The 23,431-nt window shown below is 71.6% G+C and carries 21 protein-coding genes; 17 read left to right on the forward strand and 4 right to left on the reverse strand.

Translation table 11 applies throughout. The features are described 5' to 3' along the window. Positions 1-114: 114 nt before the first annotated feature. Together OOJ98_RS09740 and OOJ98_RS09745 are read right to left on the reverse strand one after the other, a co-directional pair. Complete coding sequence (locus tag OOJ98_RS09740; RefSeq protein WP_267054219.1) at positions 115-1,344, reverse strand: DUF349 domain-containing protein; 1,230 nt, start codon at positions 1,342-1,344, stop codon at positions 115-117. A gap of 204 nt (positions 1,345-1,548) precedes the next feature. Beyond that, positions 1,549-2,331, reverse strand: coding sequence for a peptidylprolyl isomerase (locus OOJ98_RS09745; RefSeq protein WP_267054220.1), 783 nt, complete (start codon positions 2,329-2,331; stop codon positions 1,549-1,551). Positions 2,332-2,495: 164 nt separating this feature from the next. On the opposite strand from OOJ98_RS09745, the gene OOJ98_RS09750 reads away from it, so the two are divergent. From OOJ98_RS09750 to OOJ98_RS09765, 4 genes are all read left to right on the forward strand, one after another. Further along, positions 2,496-3,206 carry an MBL fold metallo-hydrolase gene (locus OOJ98_RS09750; RefSeq protein WP_267054221.1) on the forward strand — a complete coding sequence of 237 codons (711 nt, stop codon included), beginning with the start codon at positions 2,496-2,498 and terminating at the stop codon, positions 3,204-3,206. A gap of 14 nt (positions 3,207-3,220) precedes the next feature. Beyond that, positions 3,221-4,483, forward strand: coding sequence for a histidine--tRNA ligase (gene hisS, locus OOJ98_RS09755; protein ID WP_267054222.1), 1,263 nt, complete (start codon positions 3,221-3,223; stop codon positions 4,481-4,483). A 321-nt stretch (positions 4,484-4,804) separates the two neighbouring features. After that, positions 4,805-5,443: a vitamin K epoxide reductase family protein gene (locus OOJ98_RS09760; RefSeq protein WP_267054223.1), complete on the forward strand. Its 639-nt coding sequence runs from the start codon at positions 4,805-4,807 to the stop codon at positions 5,441-5,443. Positions 5,444-5,521: 78 nt separating this feature from the next. Beyond that, a complete protein-coding gene (locus tag OOJ98_RS09765; protein WP_267054224.1) occupies positions 5,522-6,877 on the forward strand; it encodes a replication-associated recombination protein A in 1,356 nt (451 codons plus the stop codon). Positions 6,878-6,884: 7 nt separating this feature from the next. Here the strand turns inward: OOJ98_RS09765 and OOJ98_RS09770 are convergent, their stop codons facing one another. Next, positions 6,885-7,565, reverse strand: a complete 681-nt coding sequence (locus OOJ98_RS09770) for a DUF2470 domain-containing protein (RefSeq protein ID WP_267054225.1) — start codon at positions 7,563-7,565, stop codon at positions 6,885-6,887. 231 nt (positions 7,566-7,796) lie between these two features. On the opposite strand from OOJ98_RS09770, the gene rpsD reads away from it, so the two are divergent. Continuing rightward, positions 7,797-8,411, forward strand: a complete 615-nt coding sequence (gene rpsD / locus OOJ98_RS09775; RefSeq protein ID WP_053723667.1) for a 30S ribosomal protein S4 — start codon at positions 7,797-7,799, stop codon at positions 8,409-8,411. Between the two features lie 21 nt (positions 8,412-8,432). On the opposite strand, the gene OOJ98_RS09780 is transcribed toward rpsD, so the two are convergent. Continuing rightward, positions 8,433-10,604 carry an AAA family ATPase gene (locus OOJ98_RS09780; RefSeq protein WP_267054226.1) on the reverse strand — a complete coding sequence of 724 codons (2,172 nt, stop codon included), beginning with the start codon at positions 10,602-10,604 and terminating at the stop codon, positions 8,433-8,435. 158 nt (positions 10,605-10,762) lie between these two features. Between OOJ98_RS09780 and OOJ98_RS09785 the strand changes: the two genes are divergently transcribed. The 12 genes from OOJ98_RS09785 (at position 10,763) to OOJ98_RS09840 (ending at position 23,365) form a co-directional block, all read left to right on the forward strand. Next, positions 10,763-11,203: a DUF948 domain-containing protein gene (locus OOJ98_RS09785; protein WP_267054227.1), complete on the forward strand. Its 441-nt coding sequence runs from the start codon at positions 10,763-10,765 to the stop codon at positions 11,201-11,203. Positions 11,204-11,210: 7 nt separating this feature from the next. Further along, on the forward strand, positions 11,211-11,567 hold the full coding sequence (locus tag OOJ98_RS09790; protein WP_267054228.1) for a DUF6167 family protein: 357 nt from the start codon (positions 11,211-11,213) through the stop codon (positions 11,565-11,567). Then, entirely contained in the window at positions 11,567-14,236 is a 2,670-nt protein-coding gene (gene alaS / locus OOJ98_RS09795; protein ID WP_267054229.1) for an alanine--tRNA ligase, read from the forward strand. Before OOJ98_RS09790 ends, alaS begins: the two co-directional genes overlap by 1 nt. Next, positions 14,236-14,700: a Holliday junction resolvase RuvX gene (ruvX, locus tag OOJ98_RS09800; RefSeq protein WP_267054230.1), complete on the forward strand. Its 465-nt coding sequence runs from the start codon at positions 14,236-14,238 to the stop codon at positions 14,698-14,700. Before alaS ends, ruvX begins: the two co-directional genes overlap by 1 nt. A 101-nt stretch (positions 14,701-14,801) precedes the next feature. After that, complete coding sequence (gene mltG / locus OOJ98_RS09805; RefSeq protein ID WP_267054231.1) at positions 14,802-16,601, forward strand: endolytic transglycosylase MltG; 1,800 nt, start codon at positions 14,802-14,804, stop codon at positions 16,599-16,601. Continuing rightward, positions 16,582-17,424, forward strand: a complete 843-nt coding sequence (locus OOJ98_RS09810) for a shikimate dehydrogenase (RefSeq protein WP_267054232.1) — start codon at positions 16,582-16,584, stop codon at positions 17,422-17,424. Before mltG ends, OOJ98_RS09810 begins: the two co-directional genes overlap by 20 nt. Positions 17,425-17,652: 228 nt before the next feature. After that, positions 17,653-18,837 carry a chorismate synthase gene (aroC, locus tag OOJ98_RS09815; protein WP_267054233.1) on the forward strand — a complete coding sequence of 395 codons (1,185 nt, stop codon included), beginning with the start codon at positions 17,653-17,655 and terminating at the stop codon, positions 18,835-18,837. A 35-nt stretch (positions 18,838-18,872) separates the two neighbouring features. Continuing rightward, positions 18,873-19,355 (forward strand): shikimate kinase, encoded by a 483-nt coding sequence (locus OOJ98_RS09820; protein WP_267055582.1) that lies wholly within the window; start codon positions 18,873-18,875, stop codon positions 19,353-19,355. Beyond that, positions 19,352-20,446, forward strand: a complete 1,095-nt coding sequence (aroB, locus tag OOJ98_RS09825) for a 3-dehydroquinate synthase (RefSeq protein ID WP_267054234.1) — start codon at positions 19,352-19,354, stop codon at positions 20,444-20,446. The genes OOJ98_RS09820 and aroB overlap by 4 nt, the downstream gene beginning before the upstream one ends. Beyond that, a complete protein-coding gene (gene aroQ / locus OOJ98_RS09830; RefSeq protein WP_267054235.1) occupies positions 20,443-20,892 on the forward strand; it encodes a type II 3-dehydroquinate dehydratase in 450 nt (149 codons plus the stop codon). The genes aroB and aroQ overlap by 4 nt, the downstream gene beginning before the upstream one ends. Before the next feature lie 131 nt (positions 20,893-21,023). Beyond that, positions 21,024-21,947, forward strand: coding sequence for a Pro-rich N-terminal domain-containing protein (locus OOJ98_RS09835; protein WP_267054236.1), 924 nt, complete (start codon positions 21,024-21,026; stop codon positions 21,945-21,947). Positions 21,948-22,258: 311 nt separating this feature from the next. Further along, the gene (locus tag OOJ98_RS09840) at positions 22,259-23,365 is read left to right on the forward strand and encodes an aminopeptidase P family protein (RefSeq protein ID WP_267054237.1); all 1,107 of its coding nucleotides are present in this window, start codon (positions 22,259-22,261) and stop codon (positions 23,363-23,365) included. Positions 23,366-23,431 lie beyond the last annotated feature (66 nt).

A 23,431-nucleotide genomic window follows, 5' to 3' on the forward strand; every position in this document is an offset into this window, starting at 1 on the left:
GCGATTGAGGACGAGCGCCCTCAAGGCGTGAACGGGGTCTGGGGCGGAGCCCCGGTATGGGGAGGCCCCCGGAGCCAGAAGGTTCCGGGGGCCTCCCCATGGGTGGGGGCGGGGTCAGCCGCCGAACTCCTCCAGCCCCTTCAGGGCCTGGTCGAGGAGGGCCTGGCGGCCTTCCAGCTCGCGGGACAGCTTGTCCGCCTTGCTGTCGTTGCCCGCCGCACGCGCCGCGTCGATCTGCCGGTGCAGCTTGTCGACGGCGTCCTGGAGCTGGCCCGTGAGGCCGGCCGCGCGGGCCCGCGCCTCCGGGTTCGTACGGCGCCACTCGGCCTCCTCGGCCTCCTGGATCGCCCGCTCCACGGCGTGCATCCGGCCCTCGACCTTGGGACGCGCGTCCCGCGGCACGTGGCCGATGGCCTCCCAGCGCTCGTTGACCGAGCGGAACGCGGCGCGAGCCGCCTTCAGATCGGTCACCGGGAGGATCTTCTCGGCCTCGACGGCCAGCTCCTCCTTGAGCTTCAGGTTCTCGGTCTGCTCGGCGTCCCGCTCGGCGAACACCTCGCTGCGCGCCGCGAAGAAGACGTCCTGCGCCCCGCGGAAGCGGTTCCACAGCTCGTCCTCGGCCTCGCGCTGCGCGCGCCCCGCCGCCTTCCAGTCCGCCATCAGATCGCGGTAGCGCGCCGCGGTCGTGGCCCAGTCCGTGGACCCGGAGAGCGCCTCGGCCTCGACGACCAGCTTCTCCTTGACCTTGCGGGCGTCCTCGCGCTGCGCGTCGAGCGACGCGAAGTGCGCCTTGCGCCGCTTGGAGAACGCCGAGCGCGCGTGCGAGAAGCGGTGCCACAGCTCGTCGTCGGACTTGCGGTCGAGGCGCGGCAGCCCCTTCCACGTGTCCACGAGGGCCCGCAGCCGCTCGCCCGCCGAGCGCCACTGCTCGCTCTGCGCGAGCTCTTCCGCCTCGGCGACCAGCGCCTCCTTGGCGTGCTTGGCCTCGTCGGTCTGCTTGGCCTTCTGGACCTTGCGCTCCTCGCGCCGCGACTCGACGGTCGCTACGAGCTTGTCGAGGCGCCCCCGCAACGCGTCGAGGTCACCGACCGCGTGATGCTCGTCCACCTGCGTACGCAGATGACCGATGGCGGTCTGCGCGTCCTTCGCCGACAGGTCGGTGGTCCTCACCCGTCGTTCGAGGAGGCCGATCTCGACAACCAGGCCCTCGTACTTGCGCTCGAAGTAGGCCAGCGCCTCCTCCGGAGAGCCCGCCTGCCACGATCCGACGACCACTTCGCCCTCGGCTGTACGCACATACACGGTGCCCGTCTCGTCGACGCGGCCCCACGGGTCGCTGCTCACAGCGCCTCCTCCACATGATGCCTGCGCGGGGGGTTCCTCCCCCGGGGCATCGTCCACAGTTTCCCGGCGGGCCTCGCCCGCCCTCCACAGCGCGGTACGAGCCCGCGCTGCACAACGCCAATCTAGGCGACCGGCCGCCCGGCTGTCCGCACTCAGCGCGGCCGAATTCAGCGCTTCACGCTCGGTGCCGGGCGCCCGGCGGCGTCACTCTTTGGTGACGGCGGCCTTCTGGACGGTGACGGCCTTCTTGGGCGCACCGTCGCCCGCTCCGCCCTCGACGCCCTCCTTGGCGACGTCCTGGACGGCCTTGAGGCCGGCCGCGTCGATCGTGCCGAACGGCGTGTACGTCGGCGGCAGTTTGCTGTCCTTGTAGACCAGGAAGAACTGGCTGCCGCCGGTGTGGGCCTGGCCGGTATTGGCCATCGCGACGGTGCCCGCCGGATAGGTCACCGTGCCGTCGGCGCCCGCCTTGCCGAGGCCGGTCAGGTTCTCGTCCGGGATCGTGTAGCCGGGGCCGCCCGCGCCGGTGCCCTCCGGGTCGCCGCACTGGAGCACGAAGATGCCCTGCGTGGTCAGCCGGTGGCACTTGGTGTTGTTGAAGAAGCCCTTGTCGGCGAGGTACTTGAACGAGTTCACCGTGTGCGGGGTCTTGGCCGCGTCCATCGCGAACGTGATGTCGCCCGCGCTGGTCTTCAGCGCCATGTCGTACTTGGCCTTGGTGTCCACGGCCATCTTCGGCTCGGGCGTGGAGCTGGCCGACGGCGACGGGCTGTTCGAGGGGGCCGCGCTGTCCGACTTCTTCTTGCCGTCGCCGGAGAACGCGCCCGTCGCGAAGGCCACGCCGCCCGCCGCCACGACCACCGCGAGGGTGGCCGCGATGACCGTGTTGCGGCGCCTTGCCTTGCGCCGGGCCGTCTCCCGGCGCTGCTGCTGCCGCTCGAACTTCTCGCGCGCGAGCTGGCGCCGACGCTGTTCGCTGCTGACCACCGGTCGTCTCCTTGTGCGGTCTCATGGGGTGCGGGTACGTGCGTACGAGCTGACTGTGCCCCGTACCGTATATGGGTTCGCTGTGACGGGAGCAGCGCCGGTAGGCTCTGAGCTGCCGTAATCACCCGCCGCACCACCCGCGGCGCGAGAAATCGAGGACGATCGTGCTGATTGCCGGGTTCCCCGCCGGGGCCTGGGGGACCAACTGCTACCTGGTCGCCCCCGCCGCAGGCGAGGAATGCGTGATCATCGACCCCGGCCACCAGGCCACCCGGGGCGTCGAGGAAACGCTGAAGAAGCATCGGCTCAAGCCCGTCGCCGTCGTCCTCACCCACGGCCACATCGACCACTGCGCCTCGGTCGTCCCGGTCTGCGGGGCCCACGACGTACCCGCCTGGATCCACCCCGACGACCGCTACATGATGAGCGACCCGGAGAAGGCCCTCGGCCGTGCCTTCGGCGCCCAGCTCATGGGCGAGCTCACCGTGGGCGAGCCGGACGACGTCAAGGAGCTCACCGACGGCGCCAGGCTGGCGCTCGCGGGCATGGAGCTCACCGTGTCGCACGCGCCCGGCCATACCAAGGGGTCGGTGACGTTCGGGCTGCCCGAGGCGGAGGACATCCCTCCGATCCTGTTCTCGGGCGACCTGCTCTTCGCCGGCTCCGTCGGACGCACCGACCTGCCCGGCGGCAGCCACGCCGAGCTCCTCGAGTCGCTGGGCCGTGTGTGCCTGCCGCTCGACGACTCGACCGTGGTGCTGTCCGGCCACGGCTCCCAGACGACCATCGGCCAGGAGCGCGCCACCAACCCGTATCTGCGGCAGGTGGCCGCCGGCCAGGGAGAGGGCATCGCCTCTCCCCGACGAGGAATGTGACGAGAAGTCTTCCCATGAGCACCTTCCAGGCCCCCAAGGGCACCTACGACCTGCTCCCGCCCGACTCGGCGACGTTCCTCGCCGTGCGCGAGGCGATCGCGGCGCCGCTGAAGAACTCCGGCTACGGCTACATCGAGACCCCCGGCTTCGAGAACGTCGACCTGTTCGCGCGAGGTGTCGGCGAGTCCACCGACATCGTCTCGAAGGAGATGTACGCCTTCGAGACCAAGGGCGGCGACCGGCTCGCGCTGCGCCCCGAGGGCACGGCCTCCGTGCTGCGCGCGGCCCTGGAGGCCAACCTGCACAAGGCGGGCAACCTCCCCGTCAAGCTCTGGTACTCGGGCTCGTACTACCGCTACGAGCGCCCGCAGAAGGGCCGCTACAGGCACTTCTCGCAGGTCGGTGCCGAGGCCATCGGCGCGGAGGACCCGGCGCTCGACGCCGAGATGATCATCCTGGCGGACCAGGCGTACCGCTCGCTCGGCCTGCGCGACTTCCGCATCCTGCTGAACTCGCTCGGCGACAAGGAGTGCCGCCCCGTCTACCGGGAGGCGCTCCAGACGTTCCTGCGCGGACTCGACCTCGACGCGGAGACGATCCGCCGCGCCGAGATCAACCCGCTGCGGGTCCTCGACGACAAGCGCCCCGACGTGCAGAAGCAGCTCGTCGGCGCGCCGGTGCTGCGCGACTACCTGTGCGACGCGTGCAAGGCGTACCACGAGGAGGTGCGCGCGCTGGTCACGGCGGAGGGCGTCGCCTTCGAGGACGACGAGAAGCTGGTGCGCGGCCTGGACTACTACACCCGCACGACCTTCGAGTTCGTCCACGACGGCCTGGGCTCGCAGTCCGCGGTCGGCGGCGGCGGGCGCTACGACGGTCTCTCCGAGATGATCGGCGGCCCCGCGCTGCCGTCGGTGGGCTGGGCGCTCGGCGTGGACCGTACGGTCCTGGCCCTGGAGGCCGAGGGCGTCACCCTCGACATCCCCTCCGCCACCAGCGTGTTCGCGGTGCCGCTGGGCGAGGAGGCGCGGCGCGTGCTCTTCACCAAGGTGACGGAGCTGCGCCGGGCGGGCATCTCGGCCGACTTCAGCTTCGGCGGCAAGGGCCTGAAGGGCGCGATGAAGAACGCGAACCGCTCGGGCGCGCGCTTCACCCTGGTCGCCGGCGAGCGCGACCTCGCCGAGGGCGTGGTCCAGCTGAAGGACATGGAATCGGGCGAGCAGGGCCCGGTGCCGCTGGACGGCGTCCTGGACGCGGTCCGCCAGCGCCTGGCCTGACGGCCGAGCGCCGCGCGGGGAGGCTCGCACAGCTCCCCGCGCCGCCGGTCTTCGGCCGGGTGCGGACCGTGCGTGGCTGGTCGCGCAGTTGCCCGCGCCCCCTGGCGGCGTCGATGCCGACATCGCCGTACCGCGTGCGAAGTCCGCGTACGTCAACCGCCAGTCCTGTCATGGCGAAGAGCGTCCCGCGCCGTCCTCGCTTCAGGGACCCTCGTGCGGACTTCCTTATGTCCATCGAACGGTGGACAGGGCGCCCCGTGCGGCAGAATGAGGCGGCGGCAGCACAGGACGACCACGATGACGGGATGACGGACCGGCGCTATGACCACAACACTTGACGACGTCTCCTCCGACTCCGGCCACCGGGAGGTGAGCAGCGAGGGGGCGATCGGCGGCAGCCGTGCCTTCGCCTGGCTGCTCGTGATCACCGGCGCCGCCGGTGTGCTGGCGGCCTGGGTGATCACGCTCGACAAGTTCAAGCTCCTGGAGAACCCGAACTTCGTACCGGGGTGCAGCCTCAACCCGGTCGTGTCCTGCGGCAACATCATGAAGAGCGACCAGGCGGCGGCCTTCGGGTTCCCGAACCCGATGCTGGGCCTGGTCACGTACGGCATCGTGGTCTGCGTCGGCATGAGCATCCTGGCGGGCGGCCGGTTCCGCCGCTGGTACTGGCTGACCCTCAACGCGGGCACCCTCTTCGGCGTCTGCTTCGTCAGCTGGCTCCAGTTCGAGTCGCTGTACCGGATCAACTCGCTCTGCCTGTGGTGCTGCCTGGCGTGGGTCGCCACGATCCTGATGTTCTGGTACGTGACCTCGTTCAACCTCCGCAAGGGCCTGCTGCCCGCGCCGCGTTGGGCGAAGAACTTCCTCGCGGAGTTCACCTGGGTCCTTCCGGTGCTGCACATCGGGATCATCGGCATGCTGATCCTCACCCGCTGGTGGGACTTCTGGACCAGCTGACCGCCGCCGGCCGGGCGGGGCGGCCGCCGTCGGCGCAGCCCGGCGGCGTTGTCAGTGGTGTGCCATAGGCTCGTGGACGTGGAACCCGATCTCTTCACCGCAGCCGCAGAGGACCGCCAGGAGAAAGACCCGGCGGGCAGCCCCCTGGCCGTACGGATGCGCCCGCGCGTCCTGGACGAGGTGGTCGGCCAGCAGCACCTCCTGAAGCAGGGCTCGCCGCTGCGGCGGCTGGTGGGGGAGGGCGCGGGCGGCCCGGCCGGTCCGTCCTCGGTGATCCTGTGGGGCCCGCCGGGCACGGGCAAGACGACGCTCGCGTACGTGGTGTCCAAGGCCACCAACAAGCGGTTCGTGGAGCTCTCGGCGATCACCGCCGGGGTCAAGGAGGTCCGCGCGGTCATCGACGGCGCGCGCCGGGCCATCGGCGGCTTCGGCAAGGAGACCGTCCTCTTCCTCGACGAGATCCACCGCTTCTCCAAGGCCCAGCAGGATTCCCTGCTCCCGGCGGTCGAGAACCGCTGGGTCACCCTGATCGCGGCGACCACGGAGAATCCGTACTTCTCGGTGATCTCCCCCCTGCTCTCCCGCTCCCTGCTGCTCACGCTCGAACCGCTCACCGACGACGACCTGCGGGCCCTGATCCAGCGGGCCCTCGTCGAGGAGCGGGGCCTGGGCTCCGCGGTCACCCTGCCGTCGGACGCCGAGGCACACCTGCTGCGCATCGCGGGCGGCGACGCGCGCCGGGCGCTGACCGCGCTGGAGGCGGCGGCCGGTTCGGCCCTCGCCAAGTCGGAGCAGGAGATCACGCTCCAGACGGTCGAGGAGACCGTCGACCGGGCGGCCGTCACCTACGACAAGGGCGGCGACCAGCACTACGACGTGGCGAGCGCGCTGATCAAGTCGATCCGCGGCTCCGACGTCGACGCGGCGCTGCACTATCTGGCCCGGATGATCGAAGCCGGAGAGGATCCCCGCTTCATCGCGCGCCGCCTGATCATCTCCGCGAGCGAGGACATCGGCCTGGCCGATCCGACGGCGCTGCCCACCGCCGTCGCGGCGGCCCAGGCGGTGGCGCTCATCGGCTTCCCCGAGGCCGCCCTGACCCTGAGCCACGCCACGATCGCGCTGGCCCTCGCCCCGAAGTCCAACTCGGCGACCACGGCGATCGCCGCCGCGATGGAGGACGTGCGCAAGGGCCTCGCCGGCCCCGTCCCGCCCCATCTGCGGGACGGCCACTACAAGGGCGCGGCCAAGCTGGGGCACGCCCAGGGGTACGTGTATCCGCACGACGTGCCGGGCGCCATCGCCCCCCAGCAGTACGCCCCGGACGCGGTGGCGGACCGGCGCTACTACGAGCCGACGCGCTACGGAGCCGAGGCGCGGTACGCGGACGTGGTGGAGAAGGTGCGGGAGCGGCTCGGCCGGGGCGGCGAGTAGCGCGGCCTCAGGTGGCCGCCGCCTCGAAGAGGCGGTGCAGGGCGCGGCGCAGCGCCGTGATGTCGTCCACCGGCTCGGGGAAGTCGAAGCGCGCGTCGAAGGTGTGGCCGTCGCTCCGGCCGAACCGCACCCGCAGTCCGAACCGGTCCAGCGCCAGCGGTGTGGCGCGTGCCACGCCTTCGCGCTCCACGAGCCCGCACAGCAGCCCGACCCGCTCGGCGTGGGCGGCGGCGAGGTGCTGGAGCAGCTCGGTCTCGTGCCGTACCAGCGGATCGGGTGCGGCCGCGGCGAACTCCTCGGCGTCCACGGCGCTCGCGCCCCACAGGTCGTCCACGTAGGCGTCGCCCACTTCGAGGCGCAGCATCACCCGGCCTGGGGCCGCCCGGCCGGGCACCAGGGTCAGCCAGCCGGAGACCCAGGCGCGGCCCCGGATACGGTGGGGGACGGAGACCGGAGCCACATCCGTGATCTCCAGGACCGCTCGCACCTCGTCGTCCTGCGCGTGCGTGGCGGCCCGCACGGCCGGGGAATCGGCGGGGAAGACGAGGAAGACGTCACCGTCGGGACCGACGCTGCGGACATCGGCCACGAGCTGCTCCGGACGGGGTGCCGTGAGGCCCGGTACGAGGAGCACCGCCGAGCAGGTACTCTGTACGAGAGTTCGTGTGCGCTCGGCTGCTGACGGCATCCGTGCGATTTCAAGTCCGCTGGGACGCGGCTGACCACGATCTGATCGGACCTCCGTCACGTGACCGGCCCCGTGCTTCGACTGGGGGCTGGTGGAGTCGGCCCCTCCCGCGGGAGCAGGGTCGCCCTTCTTCGTGTTGTCCGTGATGTGACTGGTGTTCCCCGGACGCGACATGCGATCTCCTTGAGTAAGGTGAGCCTAACCTAACCCAACCATGGAGGTTTGGAGAACGTGCCTAACCAGTCGCGTCCCAAGGTCAAGAAGTCTCGTGCGCTCGGCATCGCGCTGACGCCGAAGGCCGTCAAGTACTTCGAGGCCCGCCCCTACCCGCCGGGCGAGCACGGCCGTGGCCGCAAGCAGAACTCGGACTACAAGGTCCGTCTGCTCGAGAAGCAGCGTCTGCGCGCCCAGTACGACATCAGCGAGCGCCAGATGGCGCGTGCCTACGACCGCGCCAAGAAGGCCGAAGGCAAGACGGGCGAGGCGCTGGTCGTCGAGCTCGAGCGCCGCCTCGACGCGCTGGTCCTGCGTTCGGGCATCGCCCGCACCATCTACCAGGCCCGCCAGATGGTCGTGCACGGTCACATCCAGGTCAACGGTGGCAAGGTCGACAAGCCGTCGTTCCGCGTCCGTCCCGACGACGTCGTGACGGTCCGCGAGCGCAGCCGCGAGAAGGTCCCCTTCCAGGTCGCCCGCGAGGGTGGCTACGCCGGCGAGGGCGAGACCCCGCGCTACCTCCAGGTGAACCTGAAGGCCCTGGCCTTCCGCCTGGACCGCGACCCGAACCGCAAGGAAATCCCGGTCATCTGCGACGAGCAGCTCGTCGTCGAGTACTACGCCCGCTGATCACGGCGTAATACCGGAGCCTCAGCGCTTCAGCCCGCCGTCCCCCCGCTCCACTCGGAGCGGGAGGCGGCGGGCTTCCGCGTGTCCGGGCCCCTCGTGCTCGTGCGGCTGGGTGTCCTGACGGGGCGTCAACTCCCGTGCCCCCTCGGCCTCCCGGCCGCCGCCGAGCGCCCGTGCCACCGCCGCGTCCGCCTCGATTCCGGCACCCCGCCGCCGGTGCTCCTCGTACGCCGCGTCGCCGAGCCGCTCCCTCGTACGCTCCTCGCACAGCACGTGCGCCGCGTAGAAATAGGCCGAGCCGAACAGCGGCAGACCCACCGACGGCCAGATCCGCTCGGCCGCGCCCTGGAGCACCGCCGCCTCCGCCGGATCCCCGGTGTCCACGGCCACGAGCGCCAGCATCTCCAGGCTGAGCACCGAACCCACCAGATCGTGGAAGGCGTGGTTGACGGCGAGCGTCTCCCGCAGCAGCCGGCGCGCCCCCGCCGGATCGCCGCCGACCCAGGCCGCGTACCCGAGGACGTACTGCGCATAGGCGCGCGCCCAGCGCTCCCCGTGGTCGTCGCACACCTCGACGACCTGCTCGCAGACGGCGACGGCCTCGTCGAGACGGCCCCGGAAACCCACGGCCATCGCCAGCTCGACCTGGCCCATCAGCACATTGCTGTTGAGCTCCCCGACCTCCTCGTACCCGGCGAGCGCGGCACGCAGCAGCTCCTCGGCGCGCGGCATGTCGTCGGTGACCAGGGCCAGACAGCCCGAGCGGTGCACGGCGTACGCCGCCGCCACCCGGTCGCCCCGCAGCTCCGCCTCCTCGCGGCACTCCTGCAACGCGGCGATCGCCGCCACCGCGTCGCCCTGGAGCACCGCCACATAGCCGAGCACCCACAGCGCCTTCAGCCGTGAACTGTCGTGCTCGCCCTCGGCGTCCAGGACCTGCCCGAGCCAGTGCCGCCCCTCCGCGAGCCGCCCGCAGCCGACCCAGCAGAACCACAGCGTGCCCGCCAGGTACTGGGCCAGGTGCGCGTCCTCGGGCGAGGTGAGCGAGAACTCCATCGAGGCCCGCAGATTGGGCAGTTCGCTCTCCACCCGCGTCGCCACCTCGGCCTGGCGGGGGCTGAACCAGTCCAGCTCGCACCAGGTGGCGAGCCCCAGGTACCAGTCGCGATGGCGCCGGTGCACACGCTCCGCGTCCCCGGTCTCGGCCAGCCACTCGGCGCCGTACTCGCGGACCGTGTCGAGCAGGCGGTAGCGGACGCCCGCCGCGCCGTCCTCACGCGTCACGAGCGACTGGTCGATCAGCTCGCCGAGGACGTCGAGCACCTCCTCCTGCGGCAGGTCGGAGCCGACGCAGATGTACTCGACCGCCTCCAGATCGAAGGTGCCCGCGAACACCGAGAGCCGCGCCCACAGCAGCCGCTGCGCCGCCGTGCACAGTTCATGGCTCCAGCCGATGGTCGTGCGCAGCGTCTGATGGCGGGGGAGCGCGCCCCGCCCGCCGCCGGTGAGCAGCCGGAACCGGTCGTCGAGCCGGCGCAGGAGCTGTTCCACCGAGAGCGTGCCGAGCCGCCCCGCCGCCAGTTCGAGCGCGAGCGGAATCCCGTCGAGCCGGCGGCACAGCTCGGCGGCAGCGGTCTCGTGGCCCTGGACCGTCCGCTCCCCGGCCGAGGCGGCCCGCGCGCGCTCGGCGAACAGCGCCAGCGCGTCCGCCTCGTCCATCGGCGGCAGCGAGAAGACCTGCTCGCCCTCGATCCGCAGCGGCAGCCGCCCGGTGGCGAGCACCCGAAGCCCCGGGCAGCCCCGCATCAGCTCCCGTACGAGGTCGGCGCAGGCGTCCACCAGCTGCTCGAACCCGTCGACGACCAGCAGAAGTTCACGCTCCGCGAGATGGTCGAGCAGCAGCCGGCGCGGGGCGCGCGCCGTGTGGTCGGTCAGGCCGAGCGCATCGACGACCGCGTGGTCGAGCAGCCCGGGATCGTTCAGACAGGACAGCTCGACCAGCCGGACCCCATCGCAGTACCGTTCCTGCGCTGCCTCGCGTGCCGCGGCCCGCAGCGCGAGCCGCGTCTTGCCGACCCCGCCGACGCCGGTCACGGTGACCATGCGCGCATCGCGGAGCAGACGGTCGAGCCGGGCCAGATCTCGGTCTCGCCCGACGAAACGGTTCAACTCTGCGGGCAAATGGGAGCGCATGGAACACGCAGCGTACTCAAGGGTATGCACTGCGTACAATCGGCTTGCGTAACTCCGCTTGTGGCGGCCCGGGATGCGGTACGGGAAGCGATCCCCGGCGCGATAGGCTCACAGGACGACTTTTTTCGAGTTCCGACGGGTTGCGGGGAGCGGTGCAAGTGTCCGGTGGTGAGGTGGCCGGGATCCTGGTGGCCGTCTTCTGGGCGATCCTGGTGTCCTTCCTCGCGGTCGTGCTCGTGAGGCTGGCCCAGACGCTGAAGGCGACGACCAGACTGGTCGCGGACGTGACCGACCAGGCGATCCCCCTGCTCGCGGACGCCTCCACCGCGGTGCGCTCCGCCCAGACACAGCTGGCCCGGGTCGACGCCATCGCCTCGGACGTCCAGGAGGTCACCTCCAACGCGTCCGCGCTCTCCACCACCGTCGCCTCCACCTTCGGCGGCCCGCTGGTGAAGGTGGCCGCCTTCGGCTACGGAGTGCGCCGCGCGATCGGACGCAAGGGCGCCGCACCCGCCGACGAGCCGGCTCGGGCGAGCCGGCGGACCGTGATCGTCGGGCGGACCGTGCCGTCCGCGCGGCGCTCCAAGCGAAAGGGCTGACGCTGCGATGTTCCGCCGTACGTTCTGGTTCACCGCGGGCGCGGCCGCCGGAGTCTGGGCCACCACCAAGGTCAACCGCAAGCTGAGACAACTCACCCCCGAGAGCCTGGCCGCGCGCACCGCCGACAAGGCGGTCGAGGCCGGCCACCGGCTCAAGGACTTCGCCCTCGACATCAAGTCCGGCATGGCGCAGCGCGAGGCCGAACTCAACGACGTCCTGGGCATCGGCGAGAGCGAGGTGCGCGAACTCCCCGCGCAGCGCCGCCTCGTCGCCATCGAGACCGCACACGAGCGGTTCGGCAAGCAGCAGTACAGCAAAGAGCAGAACCCCAAGCATTCGTACGACCGGAATGAGGACCACTGATGGAGTCGGCCGAGATTCGCCGCCGCTGGCTGAGCTTCTTCGAGGAGCGCGGCCACACCGTCGTCCCTTCGGCGTCGCTCATCGCGGACGACCCGACTCTGCTGCTCGTCAACGCGGGCATGGTCCCCTTCAAGCCCTACTTCCTGGGTGAGACCAAGCCGCCCGCCCCGCGCGCCACCAGCGTGCAGAAGTGCGTGCGCACGCCGGACATCGAAGAGGTCGGCAAGACCACCCGGCACGGCACGTTCTTCCAGATGTGCGGCAACTTCTCCTTCGGCGACTACTTCAAGGAAGGCGCCATCAAGTACGCCTGGGAGCTGCTCACCAGCTCCGTGGCGGACGGCGGCTACGGCCTGGAGCCGGAGAAGCTCTGGATCACCGTCTACCTCGACGACGACGAGGCCGAGCGGATCTGGCATGAGGTCGTCGGGGTGCCGAAGGAGCGCATCCAGCGCCTGGGCAAGAAGGACAACTTCTGGTCCATGGGCGTGCCCGGACCGTGCGGGCCCTGCTCCGAGATCAACTACGACCGCGGCCCCGACTTCGGCGCCGAGGGCGGCCCGATCGTCAACGACGAGCGGTACGTGGAGATCTGGAACCTGGTCTTCATGCAGTACGAGCGCGGCGCCGGCGAGGGCAAGGAGGACTTCCCGATCCTCGGCGACCTGCCCTCCCAGAACATCGACACCGGCCTGGGTCTCGAACGCCTCGCGATGATCCTGCAGGGCGTGCAGAACATGTACGAGACCGACACCCTGCGCGTCGTCATGGACAAGGCCACCGAGCTGACCGGTGTGCGCTACGGCGACCAGCACACCTCCGACGTGTCGATGCGTGTGGTCGCCGACCACATCCGTACGTCCGTGATGCTCATCGGCGACGGTGTCACCCCCGGCAACGAGGGCCGCGGCTACGTGCTGCGCCGCATCATGCGCCGCGCCATCCGCAACATGCGCCTCATGGGCGCCACCGGTCCGGTCGTCCAGGACCTGATCGACGTCGTGATCAAGACGATGGGCCAGCAGTACCCGGAGCTCGTCACCGACCGCAAGCGCATCGAGACGGTCGCCCTCGCCGAAGAGGCCGCCTTCCTCAAGGCGCTGCGCGGCGGCACCAACATCCTGGACACCGCCATCACCGAGACCAAGGCCACCGGTGGCACGGTCCTCGCCGGCGACAAGGCGTTCCTGCTCCACGACACATGGGGCTTCCCGATCGACCTCACCCTGGAGATGGCTGCCGAGCAGGGCCTCTCCGTGGACGAGGACGGCTTCCGCCGCCTGATGAAGCAGCAGCGCGACCAGGCCAAGGCCGACGCCCGCGCGAAGAAGACCGGTCACGCCGACCTGTCCGCCTACCGCGAGGTGGCCGACGCCTCGGGCGCGACCGACTTCACCGGCTACACCTCCACCGAGAACGAGTCGACCATCGTCGGCCTGCTCGTCGACGGCGTGCCCTCGCCGGCCGCCACCGAGGGCGACGAGGTCGAGGTCGTCCTCGACCGCAGCCCCTTCTACGCCGAGGGCGGCGGTCAGCTCGCCGACCAGGGCCGCATCAAGCTCGACAGCGGCGCGGTCATCGAGGTCCGTGACGTGCAGAAGCCGGTCCCCGGCGTCCACGTCCACAAGGGCGTCGTGCAGGTCGGCGAGGTGACGGTCGGCGCGTCCGCGTACGCCGCCATCGACACCAAGCGCCGCCGCGCCATCGCCCGCGCCCACTCGGCGACCCACCTCACCCACCAGGCGCTGCGCGACGCGCTCGGCCCGACGGCCGCCCAGGCCGGCTCCGAGAACTCGCCGGGCCGCTTCCGCTTCGACTTCGGGTCGCCCGCCGCCGTCCCCGGCACGGTCCTCACCGACGTCGAGCAGAAGATCAACGAGGTCCTCGCCCGCGAGCTCGACGTTCAGGCCGAGGTCATGTCGATCGACGAGGCCAAGAAGCAGGGCGCCATCGCCGAGTTCGGCGAGAAGTACGGCGAGCGGGTCCGTGTCGTCACCATCGGCGACTTCTCCAAGGAGCTGTGCGGCGGCACCCACGTCCACAACACCGCCCAGCTCGGCCTGGTGAAGCTGCTCGGCGAGTCGTCGATCGGCTCGGGCGTGCGCCGCATCGAGGCGCTGGTCGGCGTCGACGCGTACAACTTCCTGGCGCGCGAACACACGGTCGTCGCCCAGCTCCAGGAGCTGGTCAAGGGCCGCTCCGAGGAACTGCCCGAGAAGATCTCCACCATGCTCGGCAAGCTGAAGGACGCCGAGAAGGAGATCGAGAAGTTCCGCGCGGAGAAGGTGCTCCAGGCCGCGGCCGGTCTCGTGGACTCCGCCAAGGACATCCACGGCACCGCGCTCGTCACCGGTCAGGTGCCGGACGGCACCTCCGCCGACGACCTGCGCAAGCTGGTCCTCGACGTGCGCGGCCGCATCGCGGGCGACCGCCCGGCCGTCGTCGCGCTGTTCGCCACGGCCAACGGCCGCCCGGTGACCGTCATCGCCACCAACGAGGCCGCCCGCGAGCGGGGTCTCAAGGCCGGCGAGCTGGTCCGCACGGCGGCCAAGACCCTCGGCGGCGGCGGTGGCGGCAAGCCGGACGTCGCCCAGGGCGGCGGCCAGAACCCGGACGCCATCGGCGACGCGATCGACGCCGTCGAGCGCCAGGTAGCCGAGACCGCCTGATGCGCCGAGGACGCCGACTGGCGATCGATGTCGGTGACGCCCGGATCGGGGTCGCCTCGTGCGACCCCGACGGGGTGCTCGCCACGCCGGTGGAGACCGTGCCGGGACGTGACGTCCCGGCCGCCCACCGGCGGTTGCGGCAGCTGGTCGGGGAGTACGAACCGATCGAGGTGATCGTCGGACTGCCCCGCTCGCTCAATGGCGGCGAGGGCCCGGCGGCGGCCAAAGTGCGGCGCTTCGCCCAGGAGTTGGCGCGCGGCATCGCCCCGGTCGGGGTCCGGCTCGTCGACGAACGCATGACCACCGTCACCGCGACCCAGGGCCTGCGAGCCTCGGGCGTAAAAGCGAAAAAGGGCAGATCAGTCATCGACCAGGCCGCCGCGGTGATCATCCTCCAGAACGCGCTTGAGGCCGAACGGGTGTCAGACACGGCTCCCGGAGAAGGCGTCGAAGTGGTTATCTGATCGCGATACGGTAACGTTCCGGCCGATGCGGAGGCATTCGAACAGTCGCCGCACAGCAAAAGAGGCGGACCGTCCGGATGCCTCGCGGCTCTAGGGGACCGATGACTGAGTATGGCCGGGGCCAAGGCTCCGAACCGTGGCACCCAGAGGACCCCCTCTACGGGGACCAGGGGTGGGGAGCGCAGCAGGCTGCCTCCGGTCAGGCTCTGTACGCCGGCCAGGACGAGCAGTACCAGCAACAGCCTCAGCAGCCGTACTACCCGCAGCAGACGCAGGACCCGTACGGGCAGCAGCAGTACGCCCAGGCGCAGCAGCAGCAACAACAGCAGCAGTACGCCCAGGCGCAGCAGCAGCAACAACAGCAGCAGTACGCCGAGGCGCAGCAGCAGCAGTACCAACAGGGCTACGCCGAGCAGCTCCATCAGGGCTACCCGCAGCAGCAGTATCCGGACCAGTACGCCGCCCAGCCCCAGCAGCCCCAGCAGTTCAGCGGTGGCTGGGACACCACGGGCGAGCAGGCCGCCATGCCGTACGCGGGCCAGCAGCCCGACCCGTACCACAACGGCTACGCCGGCGAGGGCCACGACCCGTACGGGACGCCCGAGGCGTATCCGCCGCCGCAGCCTCCCGGCCAGCGCCAGGCGCCCGTCGTGCCCGAGGTGCCCGAGCAGGGCCACGAGTGGGACGCCGAGCCGCAGGAGGAGCGCCACCCGTTCTTCACCGGCGTTGACGACAGCGAACGCGGCGACGACGACCCGGCCGAAACCCGCGGGGCCGACGGCGGCGGTGGTGGGCGCGAGCGGCGCAGCAAGACCAAGAAGAAGGGCAAGAGCGGACGCGCCTGCCTGGTCCTCGCGGTCATCTTCGCGATCGGGGCCGGCGGCGTCGGCTACGTGGGCTACGACTTCTACCAGAAGAAGTTCGGCGCGGCGCCCGACTACGTGGGCGAGGGCAGCGGCGACACCGTCACCATCGAGGTCCCGGCCGGCGCGGGCGGCTCCGAGATCGGCTCGCTCCTCAAGCAGGCCGGTGTCGTCAAGAGCATCGACGCCTTCGTCCAGGCCCAGAACGACAACCCCAAGGGCAAGACGATCCAGGCCGGCGCCTACACGATGAAGAAGGGCATGTCGGCGGCGAACGCGATCCAGCTGATGCTCAATCCGGCCAGCCGCAACGCCCTCATCATTCCCGAAGGCAAACGCAACGCCTGGGTCTACGAGCAGATCGACAAGCGGCTCGGCGTGACCGCGGGCACGACCAAGGACGTCGCGGCCAAGAACGTCAACAGCATGGGTCTGCCGGACTGGGCCAAGGGCCACAAGGACGTCAAGGACCCGCTGGAAGGATTCCTCTACCCGGCGAGCTACCCCGTCGCCAAGGGCATGAAGCCCGAGGACGTGCTCAAGAAGATGGTCAACCGGGCCACCTCCGAGTACGGCAAGCAGGACCTGGCCGGCGAGGCCAAGAAGCTCAAGCTGGACGGTCCCTGGCAGCTCGTCACCGTGGCCAGCCTCGTGCAGGCCGAGGGCAAGACGCCCGACGACTTCCGCAAGATGGCCGAGGTCGTCTACAACCGCCTCAAGCCGGACAACTTCCAGACCAACCAGAAGCTCCAGTTCGACTCGGCGTACAACTACCTCACCAACCAGAGCAACATCAAAATCGGCCTTTCCGAGATCAACAGCAACCCCGACCCGTACAACACCTACAAGTGGCGGGGCCTGACACCCGGGCCGATCGGCAACCCCGGCAGCGAGGCGATGGCGGCGGCGCTGGATCCGACGAACGACGGCTGGCTGTACTTCGTCGCCACCGACGGCGTCCACAAGACCGAATTCGCCAAGACGCTGGCCGAGTTCAACAAGCTGAAGGAAGAGTTCAATGCCCAGTCCGGCCAGTGAGGGCGCGCGGCGTGCCGCCGTCCTCGGGTCGCCCATCGCGCACTCGCTCTCCCCGGTCCTGCACCGGGCCGCGTATGCCGAACTCGGCCTCGACCACTGGTCGTACGACCGCTTCGAGGTGGACGAGGCCGGGCTCCCCGGCTTCGTCGCCGGGCTCGACGGGTCGTGGGCGGGGCTCTCGCTCACGATGCCGCTGAAGCGCGCGATCATCCCGCTGCTCGACGCGGTGAGCTCCACCGCGGCCTCGGTCGAGGCGGTCAACACCGTCGTCTTCACGGACGACGGCCGCCGCCTCGGCGACAACACCGACATCCCGGGCATGATCGCGGCCCTCGGGGAGCGCGGGGTGACCCGGGTCGACTCCGCGGCCGTCCTCGGCGCGGGCGCCACCGCGTCCTCGGCGCTCGCCGCCCTCGCCCGGATCTGCACCGGCCCCGTCACCGCGTACGTACGCAGTGAGGAGCGGGCCGCGGAGATGCGCGGCTGGGGCCAACGGCTGGAAGTCGACGTCCGCACCGCCGACTGGTCGCGCGCGGCCGACGCCTTCGATGCGCCGCTCGTCATCGCCACCACCCCGGCAGGGACCACCGACGCCCTCGCCCCCGCCGTTCCCGAGCGTGTCGGCACCCTTTTCGACGTGCTGTACGACCCCTGGCCCACCGCGCTCGCGGCCGCCTGGTCGGGACGCGGGGGAGCCGTCGTCGGCGGCCTCGACCTCCTCGTGCACCAGGCCGTGCTCCAGGTCGAGCAGATGACGGGCTGCGCCACGGCCCCCCTGGAGTCCATGCGCAAGGCGGGCGAAGCGGCCCTGGCCCACCGCTGAGGCGTCCCGGCGGACAGCACTTGGCCTGCCGGCGCGGGGCCGTCCCGTCGACGGCTCCGCAGCGACCGGCACAAACGGGCCCGCACCCGCACGTATCACCGTCCGCCTGCTGGACCGGGGCCCAGGCCACCTTCCGGGACGTGGGAGGATCAGGGGAGGCGGGCCAGGGCCGCGCACCCCGGTAACGCCGCCGTAGTACCAGGACGCGCGAGCTAACGAGGAGCACCGTTGAGCAGGTTGCGCTGGCTGACCGCTGGGGAGTCCCACGGACCCGCACTTGTCGCGACGCTGGAGGGTCTTCCCGCCGGCGTGCCGATCACGACGGAGATGGTGGCCGACCACCTGGCCCGGCGGCGGCTCGGTTATGGACGCGGCGCCCGCATGAAGTTCGAGCGCGACGAGGTGACCTTCCTCGGCGGCGTACGGCACGGCCTGTCGATGGGCTCGCCGATCGCGGTCATGGTGGGCAACACCGAGTGGCCCAAGTGGGAACAGGTCATGTCGGCCGACCCGGTCGACCCGGAGATCCTGGCGGAGCTGGCCCGCAACGCGCCGCTGACCCGCCCGAGGCCCGGCCACGCCGACCTCGCCGGCATGCAGAAGTACGGCTTCGACGAGGCCCGGCCGATCCTGGAGCGCGCCAGCGCCCGCGAGACCGCGGCCCGTGTCGCGCTCGGCGCGGTGGCCCGCTCCTACCTGAAGGAGACGGCCGGCATCGAGATCGTCAGCCACGTGGTGGAGCTGGCCGCGGCCAAGGCCCCCTACGGCGTGCTGCCGACCCCCGCCGACGTCGAGAAGCTGGACGCCGACCCGGTGCGCTGCCTGGACGCGGACGCGTCGAAGGCGATGGTCGCCGAGATCGACCAGGCCCACAAGGACGGCGACACCCTCGGCGGCGTCGTCGAGGTGCTCGCCTACGGCGTGCCCGTCGGCCTCGGCTCGCACGTCCACTGGGACCGCCGTCTGGACGCGCGGCTCGCCGCCGCCCTCATGGGCATCCAGGCGATCAAGGGCGTCGAGGTCGGCGACGGCTTCGGCCTGGCGCGCGTGCCCGGCTCCCAGGCGCACGACGAGATCGTGAACACCGCCGACGGCGTCAAGCGCACCTCCGGCCGCTCCGGCGGCACCGAGGGCGGCCTGACCACCGGCGAACTGCTGCGCGTACGGGCCGCGATGAAGCCCATCGCGACCGTGCCGCGCGCGCTCGCCACCATCGACGTCGCCACCGGTGAAGCCGCCAAGGCCCACCACCAGCGCTCCGACGTGTGCGCCGTGCCGGCCGCCGGCATCGTCGCCGAGGCGATGGTCGCGCTCGTCCTCGCGGACGCCGTCGCCGAGAAGTTCGGCGGCGACAGCGTGCCCGAGACCCGTCGCAACGTCCGGTCGTACCTCGACAACCTGCAGATCCGGTGAGCACCACCGGACCCCTGGTCGTCCTCGTCGGCCCGATGGGGTCGGGCAAGTCCACGGTGGGCGCGCTGCTCGCCGAGCGGCTCGGCGTGCCCTACCGGGACACCGACGCCGACATCGTGGCCGCCGAGGGCCGCGAGATCTCGGACATCTTCATCGAGGACGGCGAGGCGCACTTCCGCGCCCTGGAACGGGACGCGGTGCGCGCCGCGCTCGCCGGCCACCCGGGCGTGCTGTCGCTCGGCGGCGGCGCGATCCTCGACGAGGGCAGCCGCGCGCTGCTCGCGCCGCACCCCGTGGTCTACCTCTCGATGGACGTCGAGGAGGCCGTCAAGCGCGTCGGCCTCAACACCGCCCGGCCGCTGCTCGCCGTCAACCCGCGCCGGCAGTGGCGCGAGCTGATGGACGCGCGGCGCCATCTGTACACCGAAGTCGCCCGTGCGGTCGTCGCGACCGACGAGCGCACCCCCGAAGAGGTCGCCCAGGCGGTCCTCGACGCACTGGAGTTGAAGGACGCATGACGGAGCAGGCACCCACCCGGATCCAGGTCGGCGGCACCGCCGGGACTGACCCGTACGAAGTGCTCGTCGGACGCAACCTGCTGGGCGAGCTGGCCGGCCTCATCGGCGACCGGGCCAAGCGGGTCGCGATCATCCACCCCGAGGCACTGGCCGGGACCGGTGATGTGATCCGCGAGGACCTCGCCGGGCAGGGCTACGACGTCGTCGCCATCCAGGTGCCCAACGCCGAGGAGGCCAAGACCGCCGAGGTCGCCGCCTACTGCTGGAAGGCGCTCGGCCAGTCCGGCTTCACCCGCACCGACCTCGTCATCGGTGTCGGCGGCGGCGCCACCACCGACCTCGCGGGCTTCGTCGCGGCCACCTGGCTGCGCGGGGTGCGCTGGATCTCGGTGCCGACCACCGTGCTCGGCATGGTCGACGCGGCCGTCGGCGGCAAGACCGGCATCAACACCGCCGAGGGCAAGAACCTGGTGGGCGCCTTCCACCCGCCCGTGGGCGTCCTGTGCGACCTGGCCGCGCTCGACTCGCTGCCCGTCAACGACTACGTGTCGGGCATGGCCGAGGTCATCAAGACCGGCTTCATCGCCGACCCGGTCATCCTCGACCTCATCGAGTCCGACCCGGCCGGCGCCCGCACCCCCGAGGGGCCGCACACCGCCGAGCTGATCGAGCGCTCCATCCGGGTCAAGGCCGAGGTGGTCTCCAACGACCTGAAGGAATCGGGCCTGCGCGAGATCCTCAACTACGGCCACACCCTGGCGCACGCCATCGAGAAGAACGAGCGCTACAAGTGGCGGCACGGCGCGGCCGTCTCCGTCGGCATGGTCTTCGCGGCCGAACTCGGCCGCCTCGCGGGTCGGCTGGACGACGCGACCGCCGACCGGCACAGCGCCATCCTCAAGTCCGTCGGACTGCCGCTGACCTACCGCGGCGACCAGTGGCCCAAGCTCGTCGAGAACATGAAGCTGGACAAGAAGTCCCGCGGCAACCTGCTCCGCTTCATCGTCCTCGACGGCCTCGCCAAGCCGACCGTCCTGGAGGGCCCCGACCCGGCGGTGCTGCTCGCCGCCTTCGGCGAGGTCTCCGGATGACCCGGCCGGTGTTCGTCCTCAACGGCCCCAACCTCGGCCGCCTCGGCTCGCGCGAGCCCGACGTGTACGGCGCCACCACCTACGCCGGCCTCGTCGAGGTCTGCGAGGCGCTCGGCAAGGAGCTCGGCTTCGAGGTGTCGGTCCGCGAGACCAACGACGAGGGCGAACTCATCCGCTGGCTCCACGAGGCCGCGGACGGTCGCGTTCCGGTCGTCATCAACCCGGGTGCGTTCACGCACTATTCGTACGGAATGCGCGACGCGGCCGCCCAGCGCACCGCGCCCCTGATCGAGGTGCACATCTCCAACCCGTACGCCCGTGAGGAGTTCCGCCACACCTCGGTGATCGCACCCGTCGCCACCGGCACCGTCGCGGGCTTCGGCATCGGCTCCTACCGGCTCGCGCTGCGGGCGCTCGCCGACGAACTGTCCGACCAGCCCGGCTGACGGGCACTGCTGGAGCTCCCCGGCCGTTCACACTGTGGCGGCCGGGGAAGGTACGGTTCTGCACCGGGCCGCCGCACACCGACGGGCGCCCGACCAGCGCCAGTTGCCTGTACGAGACGGAGTGGCACCGGATGCAGCACGCAGGGGGGGCTCCACTGCCGCCGCCCCACGCCCCGGGGCAGCCCCCGCACGACTGGGCCCAGGGGATCGAGCCGGAGAGCACGGCCCCGCTGAGGCCCACCGTGCCGCCGGCCGCGCCCGGCACCCCGCCCTACCAGCCGGGCCCACCGCCCGGGTCCGGGCCGGCCCACCGCCCGCCCGCACCGCCCGGCCCGGCCGCGCACCACCCCGGTACGCAGCAGCCGCCCGGCCAGGGCTGGCACGGGCCGGCTCCGCAGCACGCCTCGGTGCGGCCGCCGTCGCGCGACACCACCGGGCACGTGGCCCTGCCGCCCGGCGGCCCCGTTCCGATGCCGCAGGCACCCGAGGGCACCGGGGCGACCACGCTCGCCGTGCTGCTCATAGGCCCCGCCGGAGCGGGCAAGACCACCGTGGCCCGCTACTGGGCGCAGCACCGCCGGGTGCCCACCGCGCACATCAGCCTCGACGACGTGCGCGAATGGGTGTGCTCGGGGTTCGCCGACCCCCAGTCGGGCTGGAACGACCACTCGGAGGCCCAGTACCGCCTGGCCCGCCGCACCTGCGGCTTCTCCGCGCGCAACTTCCTCGCCAACGGGATCTCCTGCATCCTCGACGACGCGGTCTTCCCCGACCGGCCGGTCGTGGGCCTCGGCGGCTGGAAGCGGCACGTGGGCCCCGGCCTGCTGCCCGTCGTGCTCCTGCCGGGCCTCGACGTGGTCCTGGAGCGCAACGCGGAGCGCAGCGGCAACCGCCGCCTCTCCGACGAGGAGGTCGCCGGGATCCACGGCCGCATGGCGGGCTGGTACGGCTCGGGCCTGCCGATCATCGACAACTCCCAGTACGACGTCCCCACCACGGCCCGCCTCCTGGACGACGTCCTGGCCCGAACCATCGCAAGCCCCCCGACCTGGTAACCCTGCCCGATCCGCCTCGGGGGTGGGGTTGCATCCTGGGATGCCTGCCGTGACCGGCCCCGCACGGCCCGCGGTCGTTCACAGCCCGGCGCGCCCGGCGCGCCCGGCGAAACCGACCCCGCCCGTGCGGGTTCCGCCAGGGGCGCGGGGAACGGCGCGACCAGCCCCGTACGGCCCGTGGTCGAGGAAGCCGGGGTGCAGCCCCCGAGCCCGTCCGGCGATTGAGGGCAAGAACGGACCGACCACCGGGGCGGCCCCCGGTCGGACGCGCAGAACCAGCCAAATCCCCCCAAACCCCATACGCTCGGGTCATGTCAGAGGTGTTCGCGGTGCGCCGCGGCTGGCTGCGGGACCGCTGCGCGGCCGCAGGCAGCGCCGCCGCCCTGGTCTCGCGCCCGGCCAACGTCCGCTACCTCGCCGGCGGTGCCCCGCCCGGCGCGGTGCTGCTGCTCGGGCCGGCCGAGGACGTCCTGCTGTGTCCGCGCACACCGTCCGGCGACCTCATCGAGGGCCACCTCGACGAGCAGCTCCGCCTCACCGTGCTGCCCGCGCCCGGCTCCGACCCGGCCGTGGCCGCGGCCGACCTCGCCCAGGCGAGCGGCGCCGACTCGCTCGCCGTGGAGGAGCACCACCTCTCCGTGGCCCGCCACCGCGCGCTCGGCTCGGTGGCGCCCCGGCTGCTCCTCGGCGATCTCGGGGGCGCCGTCGAACAGCGCCGCCTGGTCAAGGACGAGGAGGAGATCGCCTGTCTGCGGATCGCCGCCGAGATCGCCGACCAGGCCCTGGGCGAACTGCTGGAGTCGATCCTGGTCGGCCGCACCGAGCGCCACCTCGCCCTGGAGCTGGAGCGGCGCCTGGTCGACCACGGCGCCGACGGGCCCGCGTTCATGACATCGGTCGGCACGGGCCCCAACTCCGGCCGCGCGGGCCACCGTCCGGCCGACCGCAGGGTCGAGGAGGGCGACTTCCTCTCGGTCTGCCTGGGCGCCACCTACCGCGGATACCGCTGCGAGATCGGCCGCACCTTCGTGATCGGCACGACCCCCGCGGACTGGCAGATCGAGCTGTACGAGGCCGTTTTCGCAGCCCAGCGGGCCGGCCGGGAGGCACTGGTGCCGGGCGCGGAGTACCGCGCGGTGGACCGTGCGGCCCGCCAGGTACTGGACGCCGCCGGCCACGCCGACGCCTTCGGACCACTCACCGGACACGGGGTCGGGATCGAAATCGACGAGGAGCCGCAGCTCGCACCTGGAGCCATGGGTAAACTGGACACTTGCGTGCCGGTCACCGTCGAACCGGGGGTCCACCTCCCGGGCCGGGGCGGCGTCCGGATCGATGACACGCTCGTCGTACGCCCCGAGGCGGACGGCGGACCCGAGCTACTCACCATCACGACCAAGGAGCTGCTAGCGCTCTAGCACGCGTACGCCCCCCGGTCCTCCGGGTACGTACCCTCGGTCGTCCACCAGCTTTCAGTCCAGGAG

Source organism: Streptomyces sp. NBC_00083 (genome assembly GCF_026343295.1).
In the GTDB taxonomy this organism is placed as follows: Bacteria; Actinomycetota; Actinomycetes; order Streptomycetales; family Streptomycetaceae; genus Streptomyces.

Bases quoted from the DNA above. Each gene is read 5' to 3' on its own strand.
- OOJ98_RS09840 (WP_267054237.1), top strand. From the start codon at position 22,259: ATGTCAGAGGTGTTCGCGGTGCGCCGCGGCTGGCTGCGGGACCGCTGC.
- OOJ98_RS09760 (WP_267054223.1), top strand. From the start codon at position 4,805: ATGACCACAACACTTGACGACGTCTCCTCCGACTCCGGCCACCGGGAG.
- mltG (WP_267054231.1), top strand. From the start codon at position 14,802: ATGACTGAGTATGGCCGGGGCCAAGGCTCCGAACCGTGGCACCCAGAG.
- hisS (WP_267054222.1), top strand. From the start codon at position 3,221: ATGAGCACCTTCCAGGCCCCCAAGGGCACCTACGACCTGCTCCCGCCC.
- OOJ98_RS09835 (WP_267054236.1), top strand. From the start codon at position 21,024: ATGCAGCACGCAGGGGGGGCTCCACTGCCGCCGCCCCACGCCCCGGGG.
- ruvX (WP_267054230.1), top strand. From the start codon at position 14,236: ATGCGCCGAGGACGCCGACTGGCGATCGATGTCGGTGACGCCCGGATC.
- OOJ98_RS09770 (WP_267054225.1), bottom strand. From the start codon at position 7,565: ATGCCGTCAGCAGCCGAGCGCACACGAACTCTCGTACAGAGTACCTGC.
- OOJ98_RS09780 (WP_267054226.1), bottom strand. From the start codon at position 10,604: ATGCGCTCCCATTTGCCCGCAGAGTTGAACCGTTTCGTCGGGCGAGAC.
- OOJ98_RS09790 (WP_267054228.1), top strand. From the start codon at position 11,211: ATGTTCCGCCGTACGTTCTGGTTCACCGCGGGCGCGGCCGCCGGAGTC.
- OOJ98_RS09820 (WP_267055582.1), top strand. From the start codon at position 18,873: ATGGGGTCGGGCAAGTCCACGGTGGGCGCGCTGCTCGCCGAGCGGCTC.
- aroQ (WP_267054235.1), top strand. From the start codon at position 20,443: ATGACCCGGCCGGTGTTCGTCCTCAACGGCCCCAACCTCGGCCGCCTC.
- aroB (WP_267054234.1), top strand. From the start codon at position 19,352: ATGACGGAGCAGGCACCCACCCGGATCCAGGTCGGCGGCACCGCCGGG.
- alaS (WP_267054229.1), top strand. From the start codon at position 11,567: ATGGAGTCGGCCGAGATTCGCCGCCGCTGGCTGAGCTTCTTCGAGGAG.
- OOJ98_RS09810 (WP_267054232.1), top strand. From the start codon at position 16,582: ATGCCCAGTCCGGCCAGTGAGGGCGCGCGGCGTGCCGCCGTCCTCGGG.